This is a genomic window from Staphylococcus hsinchuensis (genome assembly GCF_038789205.1).
Classification (GTDB): domain Bacteria; phylum Bacillota; class Bacilli; order Staphylococcales; family Staphylococcaceae; genus Staphylococcus; species Staphylococcus hsinchuensis.
The window spans coordinates 1,357,809-1,374,824 of record NZ_CP128355.1 but is presented as its reverse complement, the minus strand read 5'-3'; the positions used below and the strand labels follow the sequence as shown (position 1 = coordinate 1,374,824).

Here is a 17,016-nt window from a genome sequence, read left to right as displayed (position 1 = left end):
GAATGAAACATAAAATACTGGAAAGTGAATACAGTACGACTGAGTCATCACTCCATGTATCAGTTTTTCCTCATATATTCGTAACAACTTTACTTACCTATCAAACATACTTTAAATTTACTTATTTCCTACATCTATTTTTCTTAATCCCTAGATAAAATATTTTATCATAAATATTGCATAATTAGAAGTTATACAAAATCATAATGAAAACTTATGTAAATAATTTATAGCTTACGACTGTTTTACTCTTACATATACACAGTGTATAAACGCTAATTGAAATTTAGCATGAACTAAAATAGGACTAGAACATTTCCTGTTCTAGTCCCTTTATTTATACATTATTTAACTACATTGAATCGTTTGGAACCTTGCTTTTTCTTAGCTTCATCTTTCTTGATTTGCTTAGCTGTTATTAATAATAGACCCATGGCTATACTTAAACTGATCATTGAAGAACCACCGAAACTAATGAAAGGTAATGGCACACCTGTTAATGGAATCGTACCTGAAATACCGCCTAAGTTTACAAATGTTTGTGAACCGATATAACTTGCAATACCTACACAAACTAATTTATAGAAAAATGAATTCGTTTTATTAGCTAATTCAAAAGCTCTATAGACGATATAAAATAATAAACAAATGACAAATAATCCACCAAGTAATCCTAATTCTTCACAAATAATTGAAAAGATAAAGTCGGTGTGTGGTTCAGGCAAGTAACCTAATTTCATAATACTGTTACCTAAACCTTTACCAAATAAACCACCATTACCAATTGCGATTAATGAGTTAGAAATATGGTAACCCGTACCTGATTCCTTATTGAATGGATTAGTCAACGTACTAAAACGTGCTGTTAAATAATCAGGCACTAAACCAACGAGTAGTAATAATGTTCCTATAATTGCGATTGCTAATAATATGACTAAACCAAATTTAATTGATTTTTCAACTCCGATTCCAGCATAGAATAGTATAGAGAAGAAAATAATAACAATTAATAAAGTTTGTCCAATGTCACCTTGTAAAAATACGAGCGCAATACAAAACGCCATTAAAATAATTGGTGACGTTAATAGTTTGGGTTGTTTAAAAATCTTTGGCCGTTTTTTCTCAATCATGTATGGTAAGTAAAGAATTAGTGCAATCTTTAATAATTCGGAAGCTTGTAAGTTCATAAATCCTAATTTAATCCAACTTCTTGAACCATTGATATTACTTCCGATTGCTAATGTTGCAACTAAAAGCACAATAATTCCCAGTATCATAATCTTTTGAAAGCGTGTTGTTTCAAGAATTTTAACATTCATGAAAAAGGCCATAAAGAACACGAGTATTAAACTCATAATTACATACACTAACTGTCGTGTGTAAAAGTAAGTCCCCGGCACGGACACCCCACCAGTCAATGAACCTTTCGTAGCAGGTACCATACTCGCACTATATACCATGACCAAACCAATGAGACATAAAAGTAGGTATGTAATTACTAATGGGAAATCGATATATTTGACGTTACTGCCTATATATCGAAAAAATTGCTTTATGTTATTCATTTGACATATCATCCAATTCTACTTATTATTCATATCAATTTTGTTATGTTCACAGTATAAATTAAATTTAAAAGCGAAATTTATCTAATAAACAGTGAGCTTGTTTCATTATATCAAACTTAGTCGTATTTTCTCGAATAAATATATCTTAAATTTAATATTTCAGTTTAACTATTGTTGTTTTGCCGTCAAAATTAAGAAAAGTGACTAAAAGATCATCAATGAGTTTGATATCCTAGTCACTCTTCATTATTTATATCGATTTATATTTATTGTTACTGTCAATTTCTTAAATAGATTTAAAATCAATATAATTTATCTTAGACCAATTATACATTTGTAAATGCATCGTGCAATTTAGAAAGTTCTTTCTCTAATCGAAGCATTAAATCTTTGCCCGCTTCGCTTTCTACTAAACCTAATTCGACTGCGAAATCTACTTCCTTTTGCAAACCATACATTTGCGTGTCAAGAACCTCTTCGTATAATGGGCATTGAGGTAAAGTAAGATTATCCATCTGTACTTTAATGAGTTGTAGAATACGATTTGCATCTTTATTTAATTGGTCATATGCCGCATTATTAAGCTGATCACGCTTGGCCATGACATACTCCCCCTATCAATTGTAACTTTATAATTAAAAGTGTATCTTACTAAATATTAAAAAGCAAGTAAATTTCCTAATATACTTTAAACGATTTTATGTGATAAAATGGACATTAAAGAAAAATTTATCCTTACTATTTATAGTTCTCAGATGAGTGTTTTAACTTAAAGTTAATAGAAAATTGAGAAGTATTCATTTTAAATTAATGATTACCTATTTTTTTCTGTTACTTAACTACATTTTATAAACAAACTATAAATAAATTAAATATATATTAGGAGTGGAATTATGATTCAAATAACGGGTGCAGTAAATTTTCCAATTACGTTAGATAGTACGACTTGGATTTTTGATGATCGAAAGGTTCAATTAGAAGATTTAGAAAATGGTGTCTTCGATGGTACTAAACCAATTAGCTTTGATGATAATCGCGAATGGAACCGTGCAATTTTAGAAGGTCAAACAAATCCTCCTACATTAAACTCAGAAATTAAGTATAAAAAACGTGCAGTATTAGAAGGTTCATTCGTTATCAACATGACACCATTCTTTAAAAATGCTGAAGTCAAACCGAATGGGACAGCAATTCGACTTTTCAATGATGAAAATCATATCGAAGTACCAATCGATTTATTACCATATTTATTCTTCCAATTTGCTAAAGATGGAAAGAAATTATATTCAGATAACGCCGTAGATAGTTTCGTATATATTCCTGAGGAAGGTTATTCTTATCAGTTCGAACACGTAACAAATATAGAGGTGATTTAAATGAAGAAAGTTCAATGTATCATTTGCGATATTGAAGTATATATCGATGAAAATACATTAGAAGCTAAACGTTTACGCAACGATCCTATGCATACATTTATGTGTGATGAATGTAAGAGTAGGCTTGATACACCAAAACATCGAAATCAAGAAACGACTTTCAATCACCATTAAAGATAAAAAAACCCTGAAGTACAGTAATTGTACTTCAGGGCTTTTTTATCTTTATTCTTCCTCTTGCATCATTTGTTTAACACGTTTTGCTTCTTTTTCACGTGCTGATTTATTAAGGATTTTCTTTCTAATACGAATTGTTTCTGGTGTCACCTCAACAAGTTCGTCATCATCTATAAATTGTAATGCTTCTTCTAAAGTCATAACTCTTGGACGTTTCATTGTTACTGTTTGGTCTTTGGTAGCAGAACGTATGTTAGTTTGGTGTTTTTCTTTTGTGATATTAACAGTTAAGTCATTTTCACGATTATGCTCACCAACAATCATACCTTCATAAACTTCAGTTCCTGGTTCCATGAAGTTTGTTCCACGATCTTCTAAGCCCATGATTGCATATGAACTTGCTTGACCTTTGTCTAATGAAACGAGTGCACCATTTCTACGACCACCTAGACGACCTTTCACGCGAGGTTTGAACTCTTCAAATGTATGGTTAATAATACCATAACCATGTGTTTGTGACATGAATTCAGTAGTGTAACCGATTAAACCACGTGCTGGAACCATAAAGATAATACGTGTAAGGCCATTGTCAGTTGTAACCATATCTAACATTTCACCTTTACGTTGTCCTAATGATTCAATTACTGCACCTGTGTACTCTTGTGGTACCTCACATTGTACACGCTCAAATGGTTCACATTGAACGCCATCGATTTCTCTTAAAATAACTTGCGGTTTAGAAACTTGTAACTCATATCCTTCTCTACGCATGTTCTCAATGAGAATAGATAAGTGTAATTCACCTCGGCCTGCTACTGTCCAAGTGTCAGGTGATTTCGTTGGTGTAACCTTTAATGAAACGTCTGTCTCTAATTGTTGATCTAGACGTTCTTCGATTTGACGTGCAGTAACGTAGTCACCTTCTCTACCAGCAAATGGTGAGTTATTTACTTTAAATGTCATTTCTAATGTTGGTTCATCTATTCTTAATACTGGTAATGGTTCTTGATTGTCGTGAGGCGTTACTGTTTCCCCAACGTTAATATCTTCCATACCTGAAACGGCAATTAAATCTCCTGCTTGTGCTTCGTTTACTTCTTCTCTTCTTAGACCGAAGTAACCGAAAATTTTCGTAACACGGAAGTTTTTAACTGATCCGTCAAGTTTTAATAGTGATACGTTGTCACCAACGCGCATCGTACCTCTAAATACACGTCCAACGCCGATACGTCCTACATAATCGTTGTAGTCTAATAATGCGACTTGGAATTGCAATGGTTCATCTTTATTATCAATTGGTGCTGGTACGTATTCAATAATTGTTTCATATAATGATTTCATGTTTTCATCTTGTTTATCTGCTTCTAAGCTCGCAGTACCATTCACAGCTGAAGCATAAACTACAGGGAATTCTAATTGTTCGTCAGAAGCTTCTAATTCGATGAATAAATCTAACACTTCATCAACTACGCCTTCTGGTCTCGCTTCGGGTTTATCAATTTTATTTACGACCACTACTGGTTTTAGGTCTTGTTCTAACGCTTTTTTCAATACGAAACGTGTTTGTGGCATCGTACCCTCATAAGCATCTACAACAAGGACAACCCCATCAACCATTTTCATAATACGTTCAACTTCGCCACCGAAGTCAGCGTGTCCCGGAGTATCTAAAATGTTGATACGTGTATCTTTGTAATCAACCGCTGTATTTTTGGCTAAAATTGTAATACCACGTTCTCTTTCTAAATCATTAGAATCCATCGCTCTTTCATCTACATGTTCGTTTTCACGAAATATACCAGATTGTTTTAATAATTCATCAACTAATGTTGTTTTACCATGGTCAACATGGGCGATGATTGCTATATTTCGAACGTCTTCTCTCTTATTAGTCATTTTACAATTTCCTTTCTAGAATAGATTCCCACTTTTCTTTGCAACTTATTTATTATATCATATAATATGTTAAAGAAAACTATAAAGGTGTGGTTGGATGCAACAAAAAAAATCAAAATCAATATTTTGGATTTTAGCAATAGTTGCAATTTTATTCTTGCTATTATTTAGCTTTAGTTTAGCTGCTTCTAATGTTCCAATGATGATTTTAACACTTATATTGTTCATTGCAACATTTGGTGTTGGCTTTACGCTTAAAAAGAAATACAGAGAAAATGATTGGTTTTAAATCAGTTATTTTGAGCTATACAACTTTTTGACGCAAGATCCTATGTAAAGGGAACTTGCGTCCTTTTTTATCAACATTAATAGTAGACATTTAGTTATTTAAACGTTCATGTAATAAATTTATCGTTGATTGATGTTTACTAAAATGTTGTTGCATTAATTCTTCATGTAATGATGGATTTGCGATAACTACAGAGTTTGCTTGATAAATAGATAAATCGCCACCCTTCAAGTTAGAGGCTTTACCATTTACTTCATTTAAAATAATAACGCCGCCTGCAAAATCCCAAGGCTGTAATCGTGGTGTCATATATGCTGCTAATTTACCAGTAGCAACCGCTACAATTTCCAAGGCTGCAGATCCGTATGCTCTAGAACTTCGAGCGGATTCAACAATTGGTTTAAACATTTCTCCTAACTTTGGTTTCGTTAGCCAGTTTGGATTGATTCCAATAATACTACGGTGCAGTTGAGTAGCTTCTATTTGAGGTAAAGGTTGTTCATTTTCAAATGCACCTTCCCCTCTTTTCGCATGATACAACACATCATTCATGACATCATACACGAAGCCAGCATAGGGTTGCCCATCTTGAAAAATTCCAATAGAAATGGCGAAATTTTCTTGTTGATGCACAAAGTTTAATGTTCCATCAATCGGATCAACTACCCATGTGATGCCTTCCACATTTGTTATATCGTGACCATGACCTTCTTCACCTATGATGGAATGGTTCGGATATGTTTTATTAACATTTTCTACGATATAAGCTTCAGTTGCTTTATCTACGTTTGTCACTAAATCATTTGGATTCGATTTAGTTTCAATATTAATATCTTCTTTCATTATTTTTTTAACGTTATTACCTGCCTCAATGATGAGCCCTTTCGCAAATTCATATACAGACATACAATCAGCTCCTTTTACACCTTTATTATAAGTTAAAAGCACAATAAATGCTGTTAATTATATAAAGGAATAATGTATGTACTTTAAAGCTTTATAATCATCGTTACCCTATTATCTTCCCGTTTACACTTACGATATTAACAGAACAAATATTAGCTAATCCTATGCGATGAGCCGTGATAAAATCTATGCTACAATAAATAAAAACGTGAAAAGATAGGAGAATTTCATGACTAAATATACTTTTAAGCCGAATGATTTTAAATCGTTTGAAGTTGAAGGTCTTAATGAACGAATGGAAGCCCTTGATAAACATGTTCGCCCACAACTCAATGAACTGGGGACGTATTTTGCAGAGTATCTAGAAACAACCACTGGTGAAACGTTTTACCCACATGTAGCCAAACATGCGCGTAGGAGTGTCAATCCACCAGTAGATACGTGGGTTGCTTTTTCCACTAATAATCGAGGTTATAAAATGCAACCTCATTTTCAAATAGGTTTATTTAGAGATCAATTATTTGTAATGTATGGCGTCATGCATGAGGCTAAAAATAAGGCTGATCAAGTAAAAGTGTTCGAAGATCAATTTAATAAACTGAAAAATTTACCCGACGACTATAGTATTAGCTTAGATCATATGAGTCAGAAAAAGACCTATATCAATGAAATGACTGACGATGACATTAAAAAAGCGATAGATAGAGTTAAAAATGTTAAAAAAGGTGAACTCTTTATAGCTCGTACTTTATCACCACAAGACAAGCAATTAAAAACTGATAAGGCTTTTCTAAGCTTTATCGAAGACACTTTTGAACATTTCTTAATGTTTTATCGATAAAGCGAAAGAGGTGTGGGCATGTAAGTAAATGCCCACACCTCTTTTTCGTTAAATAACGATATTTAATAAATATAAGGGTCGTTTTCTTTTTTCTGTTGATGTTGGTGGTTCATATCTTGTTCTTTATTCGTAAATTGCTGATTTTGATGCGTAGTGTGCTTTTTGCCATTACGTACAATGAGCATAATCGCTACGACCACCCAAAGCAATGCTGAGAGTAGATTCATAGTGAAAAAGACTAAAAGAGCAATAACAAAAAATAAGCATATACATAACACACGCTTTTTCTTCATAATCAATGTCGCAATGATTCCTAAAATAACAACCGCACCTAATATTCCTAAAAGGACAGGCATCGCCATTTGCGATTGTGCCATTGTTTGATCAGCATTAGCCCCTAATTGATTTGAACTTTTAAGACTAGCTTTAAATTGAGGCGCGTTATTCATGAATAAATAGGATATGAGTAATATTATAAAATATATTGCACTTATCCCTATAGCAATCCAAGAAATAATTTTCTCTGGCATTCTGTTCATCATAATTCCCCTTTCAAATATGTAGTTCAATCATATCAAAATTAAAACAATATCACTAACGACTATAACAAATTTAAGCAATCATGATTCAAAAAAAGAGTCTGAGACAAAAATAAGTGTCTCAGACTCTTTATCAATTTGGCAGTAGATGTCTGAATTGAAAATACGCTTAGAACAAGCTTTTTCAATCCTAGTCATCCTTGCCGGGGTGGGACTACGAAATCTCTATTAGAAAATTCGATTTCTGTTCCACTCCCTTTTACATTAAAATCGATATTATTTTTCTTCGTCGTTGTTAGTTTTTGAATTCGTCTCTACGTTTTCATCTTGAGTTGAATCATGAGAATGCATTTTTTTACGTTCATCAAAATTCATTCTACGTTGATTGACTGCACTTGGTTGTTGCTTTCTCAATTCTTTCTTACGACGTTTTCTTTCTTTCTTTTCTTGTTTGATACGTTCTTTTTCCTCAGCTTTTTGTTGTTTCATTCTCGCTGCTTCTTCACGTTCTTGTTGTTTACGACGCTGTGCCTCTTCACGTTCTTCTTGCTTTCTACGTGCTTCTTCTTCGGCTTGTTGTTGTTGCTGTCTTTGACGTTCTTCTTCAGCTTCTTGTCTTCTAAGTCGTTGTTCTTCTGTCTCTACGTGATTGCCTTTTTCATCATAAACATTGCTCACTTGACCAAACTCGTCTTTACTATTTTCAATATCATCACTATTGTCTTTTTGAGCTTTATTTTTATAATTGTATTTAGCTTGTCGAGACAACACTTGAGGTTCATCATCATCTTTTTTATTGTAGTCTGAATTAACCTTTTCTGCTACTGCTGAACTATAACCACCTCTTCTAAGTTGTTGATCTTGGTGATCGTCTTCATATGCATCAGAAGTAGGTTGATGTTTATAATGATTGTCTGCTTCAGGTTCATAATCATAGTCATAATCTGAATCATATTCATGTTGGTTACCAGCGTAATGCGCAGGCACGATTTCAGATTTGTCTTTTCTAGCAAACATCATAATTGCAATAATGAAAAATAGCACTGGTATAATTAATGTTACGAGTGGTACAACAAGTGGTAAAGTTATAACCATCGCTAATAAGAATAAAAATCCTGATAAAATTCTAATGTTCATGGAAATTAAAGCCAAGAATGATATTAATAAACAAATGATTAAATATACAATTAATGCCCAAATACCATTTTGCAACCATATAACAAATTGTGTCGTATTAAAATTACTTGTTCCAAGAATTTGTTGGATTAAATCATTATTATTTAAAAAGCTTTCTAAATTTCGAATTGAACTGTCATCACTAAATGATACTAATGCGATAAACATCGTTGCAATAGTTAAAAACAGTAAAAACAGCCAACTCAACCAACCCAATACCTTTTCTGCAAGACGGCTCACAGGACGTCTTACTTGAGTATATTGCTCTCCTGACATGTTTTACAACTCCTTACGTTTCTTATCAAACTATTATACCGAAATCATTATTAAATAACTACTCACATCTACTTAATTGAAACACTTTTAACCTTGGAATGAGGACATGTTTTAAGTGTTACGTTATTAAATTACATGTTTTGTTTTGCATAAAAATAACATATTTAGCTCATTAATGAAATCAATAAATAGTAATATATGTTTTACAGTAACTCTCACATTAATAAACACTTTCATTATTTAAATAATTTCTAAAAAGACAAATACCTCTAAAAATTATCATACAAAAGTATTTTTTGTGTTTTAACCATTATAACATTTTTTTACATATGAAATGTATACTACTTATATACGAGATAACAAAATTTCAAATATTAAATGCCTGAAGAGTTAAAGTATTTTTGGTCGTCATTTGAAGTTTGCACAGTTTTTACGGCTTTATAACTGTCATACCCACTACTCTTTTCAAAAGTTTTAAAAATTTGTTTTTCCTCTGCCTTACCTGGCACAATTTTTTTAAATTGCTTATAACGGTTTAGCAATGTTGTTCCTTCAACACGATCTTCATAAAATGATTCTACCGCATTAAAAAATGAGACAACTTCCATCATTTCCTCATTGGTCCAATCTAAATCTATCGGATATTGATATTCCATAATGAAATTTCTCCTCTTAATTTTTATTAAGTTATTTAAAGTAATTGAATGGTGCACCATAAATTGAAAAATAACCACTAGTAAGCATACCAGTGGTTATTTTCTGTAGATTATTTAAAAGTTCAGTTGTAATTATATAAATTACATAGTGTGGATTGGTAAACCTAAAGCTTTTTCAGCAGCTTCCATTGACATTTCACCTAAAGTTGGGTGAGCATGTACTGTTAATGCTAAGTCTTCAGCATTCATACCTGATTCAATTGCTAAACCTAATTCAGAAATAATGTCTGAAGCACCAGAACCAACAACTTGAGCTCCTACTAAAGTATTGTCTTCTTTAAGTGTTAACAATTTAACGAATCCGTTTGTATCATCTAGTGATAATGCACGGCCATTTGCTGCGTAAGGGAATTTAGCAGCTTTCACTTCTAAACCTTCTTCTTTAGCTTGCGCTTCTGTATAACCAACTTGAGCTAATTCTGGTTCAGTGAAGCAAACTGCTGGCATACCGATGTAGTCAACTTCTGCAGCTTCACCTGAAATAGCTTCAGCTGCTACTTTCGCTTCATAACTAGCTTTATGTGCTAGTGGTAATCCTGGAACGATATCACCAATTGCATAAATGTTTTCAATTGAAGTACGGCTTTGTTTGTCTACTTCGATTAAACCACGGTCAGCAAATTTCATACCTAATTCTTCTAAACCAAGTTCGTCTGTATTTGGTTTACGACCTACAGTTACTAATACGTAGTCAGCATCGATTGTTTGCTCTTCACCGTTAACTTCGTAAGTAACTTTAACGCCGTCTTCAGTTTCTTCAGCTGATTTAGCCATAGCTTCTGTGACGATTTCAACGCCTTTTTCTTTCATACCTTTCTTAACTGGTTGAGTCATTTGTTTCTCGAATCCACCTAAGATATCTTTAGCGCCTTCTAAAATCGTAACTTCTGAACCGAAGTTTGCGAATGCAGTACCAAGTTCTGAACCGATATATCCGCCACCAACAACAACTAATTTACCTGGTACTTCTTGTAAACCTAAAGCACCTGTTGAGTCGATTACGCGATTACCGAATTCGAAGTTAGGGATTTCAATTGGTCTTGAACCAGTAGCAACAATAGCGTTTTTGAAGTTATAAGTTTGTGCACTTTTTTCGTCCATAACGCGTAAGCTGTTATTGTCTACGAAGTAAGCTTCACCTTTAACAATTTCAACTTTGTTGCCTTTTAATAAACCTTCAACACCACTTGTTAATTTGTGAACAACTGATTGTTTGAATTCTTGAACTTTGTCAAATTTAAGTGAAACACTTTCAGCAATAACACCTAAGTTTTCAGAGCTCTTTGTTTCATCGTAACGATGAGAAGCATGTAATAATGCTTTAGAAGGGATACAACCAACGTTTAAACATACCCCACCTAGTTCACCTTTTTCTACGATTGTTACTTTTTGTCCTAATTGTGCTGCACGAATTGCTGCAACGTATCCTCCTGGTCCTGCTCCGATAACTATAGTATCTGTTTCAATTGGGAAATCTCCAACTACCATAATTTTACCCCTCCATTAATAATAATTCTGGATTATTTAATAATCGTTTGATGTGATTCATTGCGTTTTGTCCAGTAGCACCATCAATTTGTCTATGGTCAAAGCTTAATGATAATGATAATACTGGAGCTGCAATAATTTCTCCGTCTTTCACAATTGGTTTTTGTGCAATACGGCCAATTCCTAAGATTGCTACTTCTGGGTGATTGATAACTGGTGTGAACCATTGGCCACCAGCTGAACCAATATTACTAATTGTACAAGTTGCACCTTTCATTTCTTCTGAACTTAGTTTACCATCTCTTGCTTTAACTGCAAGTTCATTGATTTCATCTGAAATTTGGAACATAGATTTGCGATCAGCATGTTTAACAACAGGTACTAATAAACCTCTGTCTGTATCTGCTGCGATTCCGATATTCCAATAATGTTTATGCACAACTTCTCCAGCTTCTTCGTTGAATGAAGTGTTAAGCGCTGGATATTTCTTAAGTGCAGAAACAAGTGCTTTAACAACATACGGTAAGAATGTTAATTTCGTACCTTGTTCTGCTGCAACTTCTTTGAACTTCTTACGGTGATCCCAAAGTTCTTGTACATCAATTTCATCCATCAACGTAACGTGAGGAGCCGTATGTTTTGAATTAACCATTGCTTTTGCAATTGCTTTACGCATTGCAGGGATTTTTTCTGTTGATTCTGGGAATTCTCCTTCAGTTGAAACAGGTGCAGATTGTGCTGACTCTGGACCTTGAGCTTGACTTTCTTCACTTTGATCAGAAGATGCTGCTGCATCGCCATTTAAGTAAGCATCGATGTCTTCTTTAGTTGTACGACCATTTTTACCTGTAGCAGCAACTGCTTTGATGTTAACACCATTTTCACGTGCATATTTACGCACTGATGGCATTGCTTTAACACGTTTGTTTTCATCTACATCTTCATCAGAACTTTCTGATTTAGCTGGTTCTTCAGATGTTTCTGATTTTTCTTCTTTTTCTTCTTGTGGTTCTTCTTTAGATGAATCAGCTGAATCGTCACTATCGCTACCTTTAAATTGCATTTCTTCAGCATCAGGTGCGTCAATCTTAACGATTGTGTCACCAACGACCGCTACTGTCCCTTCATCAACTAATACATCTTCAATTGTTCCAGAAACAGGTGACGGGATTTCAACAACAGATTTATCATTTTGAACTTCTGCTAAAACGTCGTCTTCTTCAATTTGATCTCCAGCTTTAATAAACCATTTTACTATTTCACCTTCGTGGATACCTTCACCAATATCGGGTAATTTAAATTCAAATGACACGTTATTATCCTCCTAATATTCAATTTAACTCTAAATGAGACAAAGAACGTGTGACAAAATGTCAGTTCTTATCTTTTATATAAACGCTAATGAGAGAGATAAACGTCATCTGCTCTCATTAGTAGTTATTAAAATTCTAATGTTGCTTTAGCTTTTTCAATAATATCGTTTTTGTTTGGTAACCAAACATTTTCAGCTTGAGTGAAAGGATATACTGTGTCAGCAGCTGCAACACGTGCAATAGGTGCTTCTAATGAAAGGATTGCACGTTCTGCTAATTCAGATGCTACTGTAGCACCTACACCAGCTTGACGTTGAGCTTCTTGAACAACTACAGCGCGTCCAGTTTTTTCAACTGAAGCTACTAATGTTTCAATATCGATTGGTTGTACTGTTCTTAAGTCGATAACTTCAACAGAGTATCCTTCTTTTTCTAACTCTTCAGCAGCTTTTAATGATTCTTGAACCATTGCACCGTAAGCGATTAAAGTAATGTCATTACCTTCTTGCTTCACGTTCGCTTTACCGATATCAATTGTATATTCTTCTTCAGGCACATCTTCACGGAATGAACGGTATAATTTCATGTGCTCTAAGAATACAACTGGATCGTTACTGCGAATTGCAGAAATTAATAATCCTTTAGCATCATATGGGCTAGATGGGATTACGACATGTAAACCTGGTGATTGAGATAAGATACCTTCAAGGTTATCTGCGTGTAATTCAGGTGTATGTACCCCACCACCAAATGGTGCACGAATAGTTACAGGTGCTTGTTTTGAGTTACCTGAACGGAAACGTGTACGTGCAATTTGGCCTGCAATCGCATCAAATACTTCAAATACGAAACCTAAGAATTGAATTTCCATTACCGGGCGGAATCCTTCAGTCGTTAAACCTAAGGCTAACCCACCAATACCTGATTCTGCTAATGGTGTATCGAATACTCGGTCTTCACCGAATTCTTTTTGTAAACCTTCAGTTACACGGAATACACCGCCGTTTACACCAACGTCTTCACCGAAAAGTAACACGTCTTCATCGTTTTGTAATTCAGTTTTAAGCGCATTATTTATCGCTTGAACCATTGTCATTTGTGCCATCTGTTACTTCGACTCCTTTTCTTTATAGATTTCATATTGTTCTGCCAAATGTGAAGGCATTTCATCGTACATAATCTCCATGAGATCAGTAACAGATTGTTTTTCTGTGCTGTCTGCTTCTTTAATTGCAGCTTTAATATCAGCTTTCGCACAATCGATGACTTCGTTTTCTTTTTCTTCTGACCAAAGATCCTTAGCTTCTAAGAACTTTCTGAAGCGAACAAGTGGATCTTTTTTCTCCCATTCAGAGTCTTCATCTGAAGTTCTGTATTTTGTAGGGTCATCACCAGCCATTGTATGTGGGCCGTAACGATAAGTCACTGTTTCAATAAGTGTAGGACCTTCACCATTTACAGCACGTTCACGCGCTTCTTTAGTAGCTTGATAAACAGCTAAAGCGTCCATGCCGTCAACTTGCAATCCAGGAATACCAACTGCGATAGCTTTTTGCGCTAATGTTGTAGCAGCAGTTTGTTTACTACGTGGTGTTGAAATTGCATAGTTGTTATTTTGAATTACAAAGATAGCTGGTGCTTTATATGCAGAGGCAAAGTTTATACCTTCATAGAAATCACCTTGTGATGAACCGCCATCACCAGTATAAGTGATAGCTACAGCTTGTTTACCACGCTTCTTAATACCTAGTGCAACACCTGCTGTTTGTACATATTGTGCACCGATGATGATTTGTGGACTTAATGCGTTAACGCCTTCTGGCATTCTATTTCCTTTGAAATGACCTCTTGAGAATAAGAAAGCTTCTGTTAAAGGTAATCCGTGCCAGATGATTTGTGGTACGTCACGGTAACCTGGTAATATAAAGTCTTCTTTCTCTAATGCATATTGTGAAGCGATTTGAGAAGCTTCTTGACCTGCTGTAGGTGCATAGAAACCTAATCTACCTTGTCTGTTTAATGAAATTGAACGTTGGTCTAAAATACGTGTCCATACCATTCTTTCCATTAATTCAGTAAGTTCTTCATCTGATAAATCCGGTAATAAATCTTCGTTTGTAACATTACCTTCTTCATCCAAAATTTGTATCATTTCAAATTGCGATTGAGTATCGTTCAATACTTTCTCTGCATCGAATTGGGCTTGTAATTTCGGAGCCATTCAATTCACCATACCTTTCCCGTATAATAGAAATTCATTTTATCCTTTAATATTGTATCACAAAACTGTTATACTGTTAAACAATTATAAAAAGTTCTGTAACACTTGCAATGACTACAGTTAGAGAACTGTATTATTATTTATGAGCGGTCTGTATCACTCAATTTGCAAACATACATAAAACAGTGTGTTCTTTTATGTAAGCGCCCTCATTTAATATTTTATATCTTCACCTTTTAAATTTCAAATCAATATACTTGTTCAACTCTAAGCTAGCGAATCGACATCTGCCTTTTCTGTTTTCACTTTATTTGTTGCTTTGGAGTAATCTTTAAACGCTTTGTTCATCTCTTTATATGCTTTTGATACTGATTTTGATTTTTCATTAATTGTATTTTGGTCAACTTGACCTTTCGCTGTGTAGTTGAACATATCTTTTTCTTTTTTCATGATATTTTCGTAAACTTCAGCGTACTTATCGTGTGCTTTATATTTGTCTTTCATTGCATCGTTGAGTTGTTTAACTTCTTTTTTCTTTTTCTTATTTTCTATTTTACCTATGTGTTTTTCAGCTTTTTTAAATTCTTTTTCAGATTTAGCCATTGCATCTTGCTCTTTCTTAAATTGCTGTTGACGATCATCAACGTTTTTTACTACCTTATTAGATGTTTCTTTTACTTTTTGTTCATCTTTTCCATCAATATTTTGTACTAATTCTTGTTTCTTCTCTTCTAACTTGTTTAGTTTTTTACCTACTGATGTAAGAGATTTTTCTTCATCAAATGCACTTTGAATATTTTTATTATACGCTTTGATTTCTCCCTTATCAGTCGTACAACCTGCAACTAACAAAGTAGATGCTAACACAGCACCGATGCCATACTTTAATTTCATTTTTGAAAAATCCTCCTTTATTTGAATGTAATGTTATATAATAATTTATTATAAATCAAATGTATCACTGTATTTTACTGCCTAATCTTTGGTATATTTTACAATAAGGAAGGTGTATGAATAAATGTTAACTATGAAAGATATTATTCGAGATGGACACCCTACACTTCGTGCTAAAGCCGAAGATGTTCATTTCCCTTTATCAGATGAAGATCGAAATACTTTAAAAGAAATGCGTGAGTTTCTTATTAACAGTCAGGACGAAACGACAGCTAATAAATATGGTCTACGTTCTGGTGTTGGTCTTGCCGCTCCACAAATCAACGTTTCGAAAAGAATGTTAGCGGTATATTTACCAGATGATGGAAACGGTAAGAGCTACGATTTAATGCTTGTCAACCCGAAAGTAATGAGCCATAGTGTACAGGAAGCTTATTTACCGTCTGGAGAAGGTTGTTTAAGTGTAGATGAAAACATTCCTGGTCTTGTGCACCGTAAAAACAGAATCACGGTGAAAGCTTATGACATAGATGGAAATGAAATTAAGTTAAGATTAAAAGGTTATCCTGCCATCATATTACAACACGAAATCGATCATCTTAACGGTGTAATGTTCTATGACTATATCGATCAAAACAATCCACTCCAACCACATGATGATGCCGTTGAGGTTTAACATTCTTATGAAAATAGTTATAGCCATCAACTCTAGCGTAAAAGTTAGGTTGATGGCTTTTTCTTATAAAAAATCATCTCGACGTTCTGTGTACTCAACATTTATACCTTCTAATTGCTGTTTTATATGTTTGAGTTTATTTGTATCTATAAATTCAGGATCATGGTTGTGTTTGACATATACTTGATCCCCTTCTACGTTATCGATAATTTCGTCATAGTTAAAAAACATAATGACTTGTTCAGATCTAATTTCAAATGTAATTCCTGTAAATATTTTGTCAGAGCGTTTTTTCTCAACTTTAATATCCTCAATAATTTGCGTTACATGATCCAATGTTATCACCCTTACTTTTCTTTCTATAATGGTGCCCAATTATTCTAAATATATCGGACGCTTCACTTTAATCATAATGAACTTCTCACACTGACTCAAGCACAAATATATTCAATGTTAAAAATATTTTCCATTAAATGGAATTTAGTGTATAGATATTTATTTCAAAGCATTCATATTAAAAGAACAACAAAAATAAAACTGCTTTATTTATTTCTTCACATCATGTAAAATGAGTAATAACTGAAAACACATAGCTTAATAATGTATTTTTTTAGCGAACGAACAACAATAAATCCTAGCAACATACTTGGCACATTCGCTAGTA

18 protein-coding genes are annotated in these 17,016 nt (G+C 33.8%); 5 read left to right on the top strand and 13 right to left on the bottom strand.

Features of this window, described 5'->3' with window-relative positions; all coding sequences use genetic code 11:
• Positions 1–344: 344 nt before the first annotated feature.
• Together ftsW and QQM35_RS06910 are read right to left on the bottom strand one after the other, a co-directional pair.
• On the bottom strand, positions 345–1,565 hold the full coding sequence (gene ftsW, locus QQM35_RS06915) for a cell division peptidoglycan polymerase FtsW (protein ID WP_251516115.1): 1,221 nt from the start codon (positions 1,563–1,565) through the stop codon (positions 345–347).
• Positions 1,566–1,894: 329 nt separating this feature from the next.
• The gene (locus QQM35_RS06910; protein ID WP_251516113.1) at positions 1,895–2,170 is read right to left on the bottom strand and encodes a YlaN family protein; all 276 of its coding nucleotides are present in this window, start codon (positions 2,168–2,170) and stop codon (positions 1,895–1,897) included.
• A 291-nt stretch (positions 2,171–2,461) separates the two neighbouring features.
• Here QQM35_RS06910 and QQM35_RS06905 point away from each other — a divergent pair, with 291 nt between their 5' ends.
• Positions 2,462–2,944 (top strand): hypothetical protein, encoded by a 483-nt coding sequence (locus QQM35_RS06905; RefSeq protein WP_251516111.1) that lies wholly within the window; start codon positions 2,462–2,464, stop codon positions 2,942–2,944.
• Entirely contained in the window at positions 2,945–3,118 is a 174-nt protein-coding gene (locus QQM35_RS06900) for a DUF2197 domain-containing protein (RefSeq protein WP_251516109.1), read from the top strand.
• A 51-nt stretch (positions 3,119–3,169) separates the two neighbouring features.
• On the opposite strand, the gene typA is transcribed toward QQM35_RS06900, so the two are convergent.
• Positions 3,170–5,017 (bottom strand): translational GTPase TypA, encoded by a 1,848-nt coding sequence (gene typA, locus QQM35_RS06895; protein WP_342610294.1) that lies wholly within the window; start codon positions 5,015–5,017, stop codon positions 3,170–3,172.
• A 97-nt stretch (positions 5,018–5,114) separates the two neighbouring features.
• Between typA and QQM35_RS06890 the strand changes: the two genes are divergently transcribed.
• Positions 5,115–5,306, top strand: a complete 192-nt coding sequence (locus QQM35_RS06890) for a DUF5325 family protein (RefSeq protein WP_251516106.1) — start codon at positions 5,115–5,117, stop codon at positions 5,304–5,306.
• A 90-nt stretch (positions 5,307–5,396) separates the two neighbouring features.
• On the opposite strand, the gene QQM35_RS06885 is transcribed toward QQM35_RS06890, so the two are convergent.
• Positions 5,397–6,212, bottom strand: coding sequence for an inositol monophosphatase family protein (locus QQM35_RS06885; RefSeq protein WP_251516104.1), 816 nt, complete (start codon positions 6,210–6,212; stop codon positions 5,397–5,399).
• 229 nt (positions 6,213–6,441) lie between these two features.
• On the opposite strand from QQM35_RS06885, the gene QQM35_RS06880 reads away from it, so the two are divergent.
• Complete coding sequence (locus QQM35_RS06880; protein ID WP_251516102.1) at positions 6,442–7,053, top strand: YktB family protein; 612 nt, start codon at positions 6,442–6,444, stop codon at positions 7,051–7,053.
• Between the two features lie 62 nt (positions 7,054–7,115).
• On the opposite strand, the gene QQM35_RS06875 is transcribed toward QQM35_RS06880, so the two are convergent.
• From QQM35_RS06875 to QQM35_RS06840, 8 genes are all read right to left on the bottom strand, one after another.
• Positions 7,116–7,592: a DUF4064 domain-containing protein gene (locus QQM35_RS06875; protein ID WP_342610293.1), complete on the bottom strand. Its 477-nt coding sequence runs from the start codon at positions 7,590–7,592 to the stop codon at positions 7,116–7,118.
• Positions 7,593–7,868: 276 nt separating this feature from the next.
• A complete protein-coding gene (auxB, locus tag QQM35_RS06870) occupies positions 7,869–9,044 on the bottom strand; it encodes a lipoteichoic acid stability factor AuxB (protein ID WP_251516098.1) in 1,176 nt (391 codons plus the stop codon).
• Positions 9,045–9,418: 374 nt separating this feature from the next.
• Positions 9,419–9,700 (bottom strand): UPF0223 family protein, encoded by a 282-nt coding sequence (locus QQM35_RS06865; RefSeq protein WP_251516096.1) that lies wholly within the window; start codon positions 9,698–9,700, stop codon positions 9,419–9,421.
• A 141-nt stretch (positions 9,701–9,841) separates the two neighbouring features.
• Positions 9,842–11,248 carry a dihydrolipoyl dehydrogenase gene (gene lpdA, locus QQM35_RS06860; RefSeq protein ID WP_251516094.1) on the bottom strand — a complete coding sequence of 469 codons (1,407 nt, stop codon included), beginning with the start codon at positions 11,246–11,248 and terminating at the stop codon, positions 9,842–9,844.
• A 4-nt stretch (positions 11,249–11,252) separates the two neighbouring features.
• Positions 11,253–12,560, bottom strand: a complete 1,308-nt coding sequence (locus QQM35_RS06855) for a dihydrolipoamide acetyltransferase family protein (RefSeq protein ID WP_251516091.1) — start codon at positions 12,558–12,560, stop codon at positions 11,253–11,255.
• A 128-nt stretch (positions 12,561–12,688) separates the two neighbouring features.
• Entirely contained in the window at positions 12,689–13,666 is a 978-nt protein-coding gene (locus tag QQM35_RS06850; protein WP_251943149.1) for an alpha-ketoacid dehydrogenase subunit beta, read from the bottom strand.
• Between the two features lie 3 nt (positions 13,667–13,669).
• A complete protein-coding gene (pdhA, locus tag QQM35_RS06845) occupies positions 13,670–14,782 on the bottom strand; it encodes a pyruvate dehydrogenase (acetyl-transferring) E1 component subunit alpha (protein WP_342610292.1) in 1,113 nt (370 codons plus the stop codon).
• A 267-nt stretch (positions 14,783–15,049) separates the two neighbouring features.
• Positions 15,050–15,676, bottom strand: a complete 627-nt coding sequence (locus tag QQM35_RS06840) for a YkyA family protein (RefSeq protein ID WP_251516086.1) — start codon at positions 15,674–15,676, stop codon at positions 15,050–15,052.
• A gap of 124 nt (positions 15,677–15,800) precedes the next feature.
• Between QQM35_RS06840 and def the strand changes: the two genes are divergently transcribed.
• Positions 15,801–16,352 carry a peptide deformylase gene (gene def, locus QQM35_RS06835; protein ID WP_251516084.1) on the top strand — a complete coding sequence of 184 codons (552 nt, stop codon included), beginning with the start codon at positions 15,801–15,803 and terminating at the stop codon, positions 16,350–16,352.
• Positions 16,353–16,415: 63 nt separating this feature from the next.
• Here def and QQM35_RS06830 read toward each other — a convergent pair whose 3' ends face one another.
• Positions 16,416–16,697 carry a hypothetical protein gene (locus QQM35_RS06830; protein WP_342610290.1) on the bottom strand — a complete coding sequence of 94 codons (282 nt, stop codon included), beginning with the start codon at positions 16,695–16,697 and terminating at the stop codon, positions 16,416–16,418.
• Positions 16,698–17,016 lie beyond the last annotated feature (319 nt).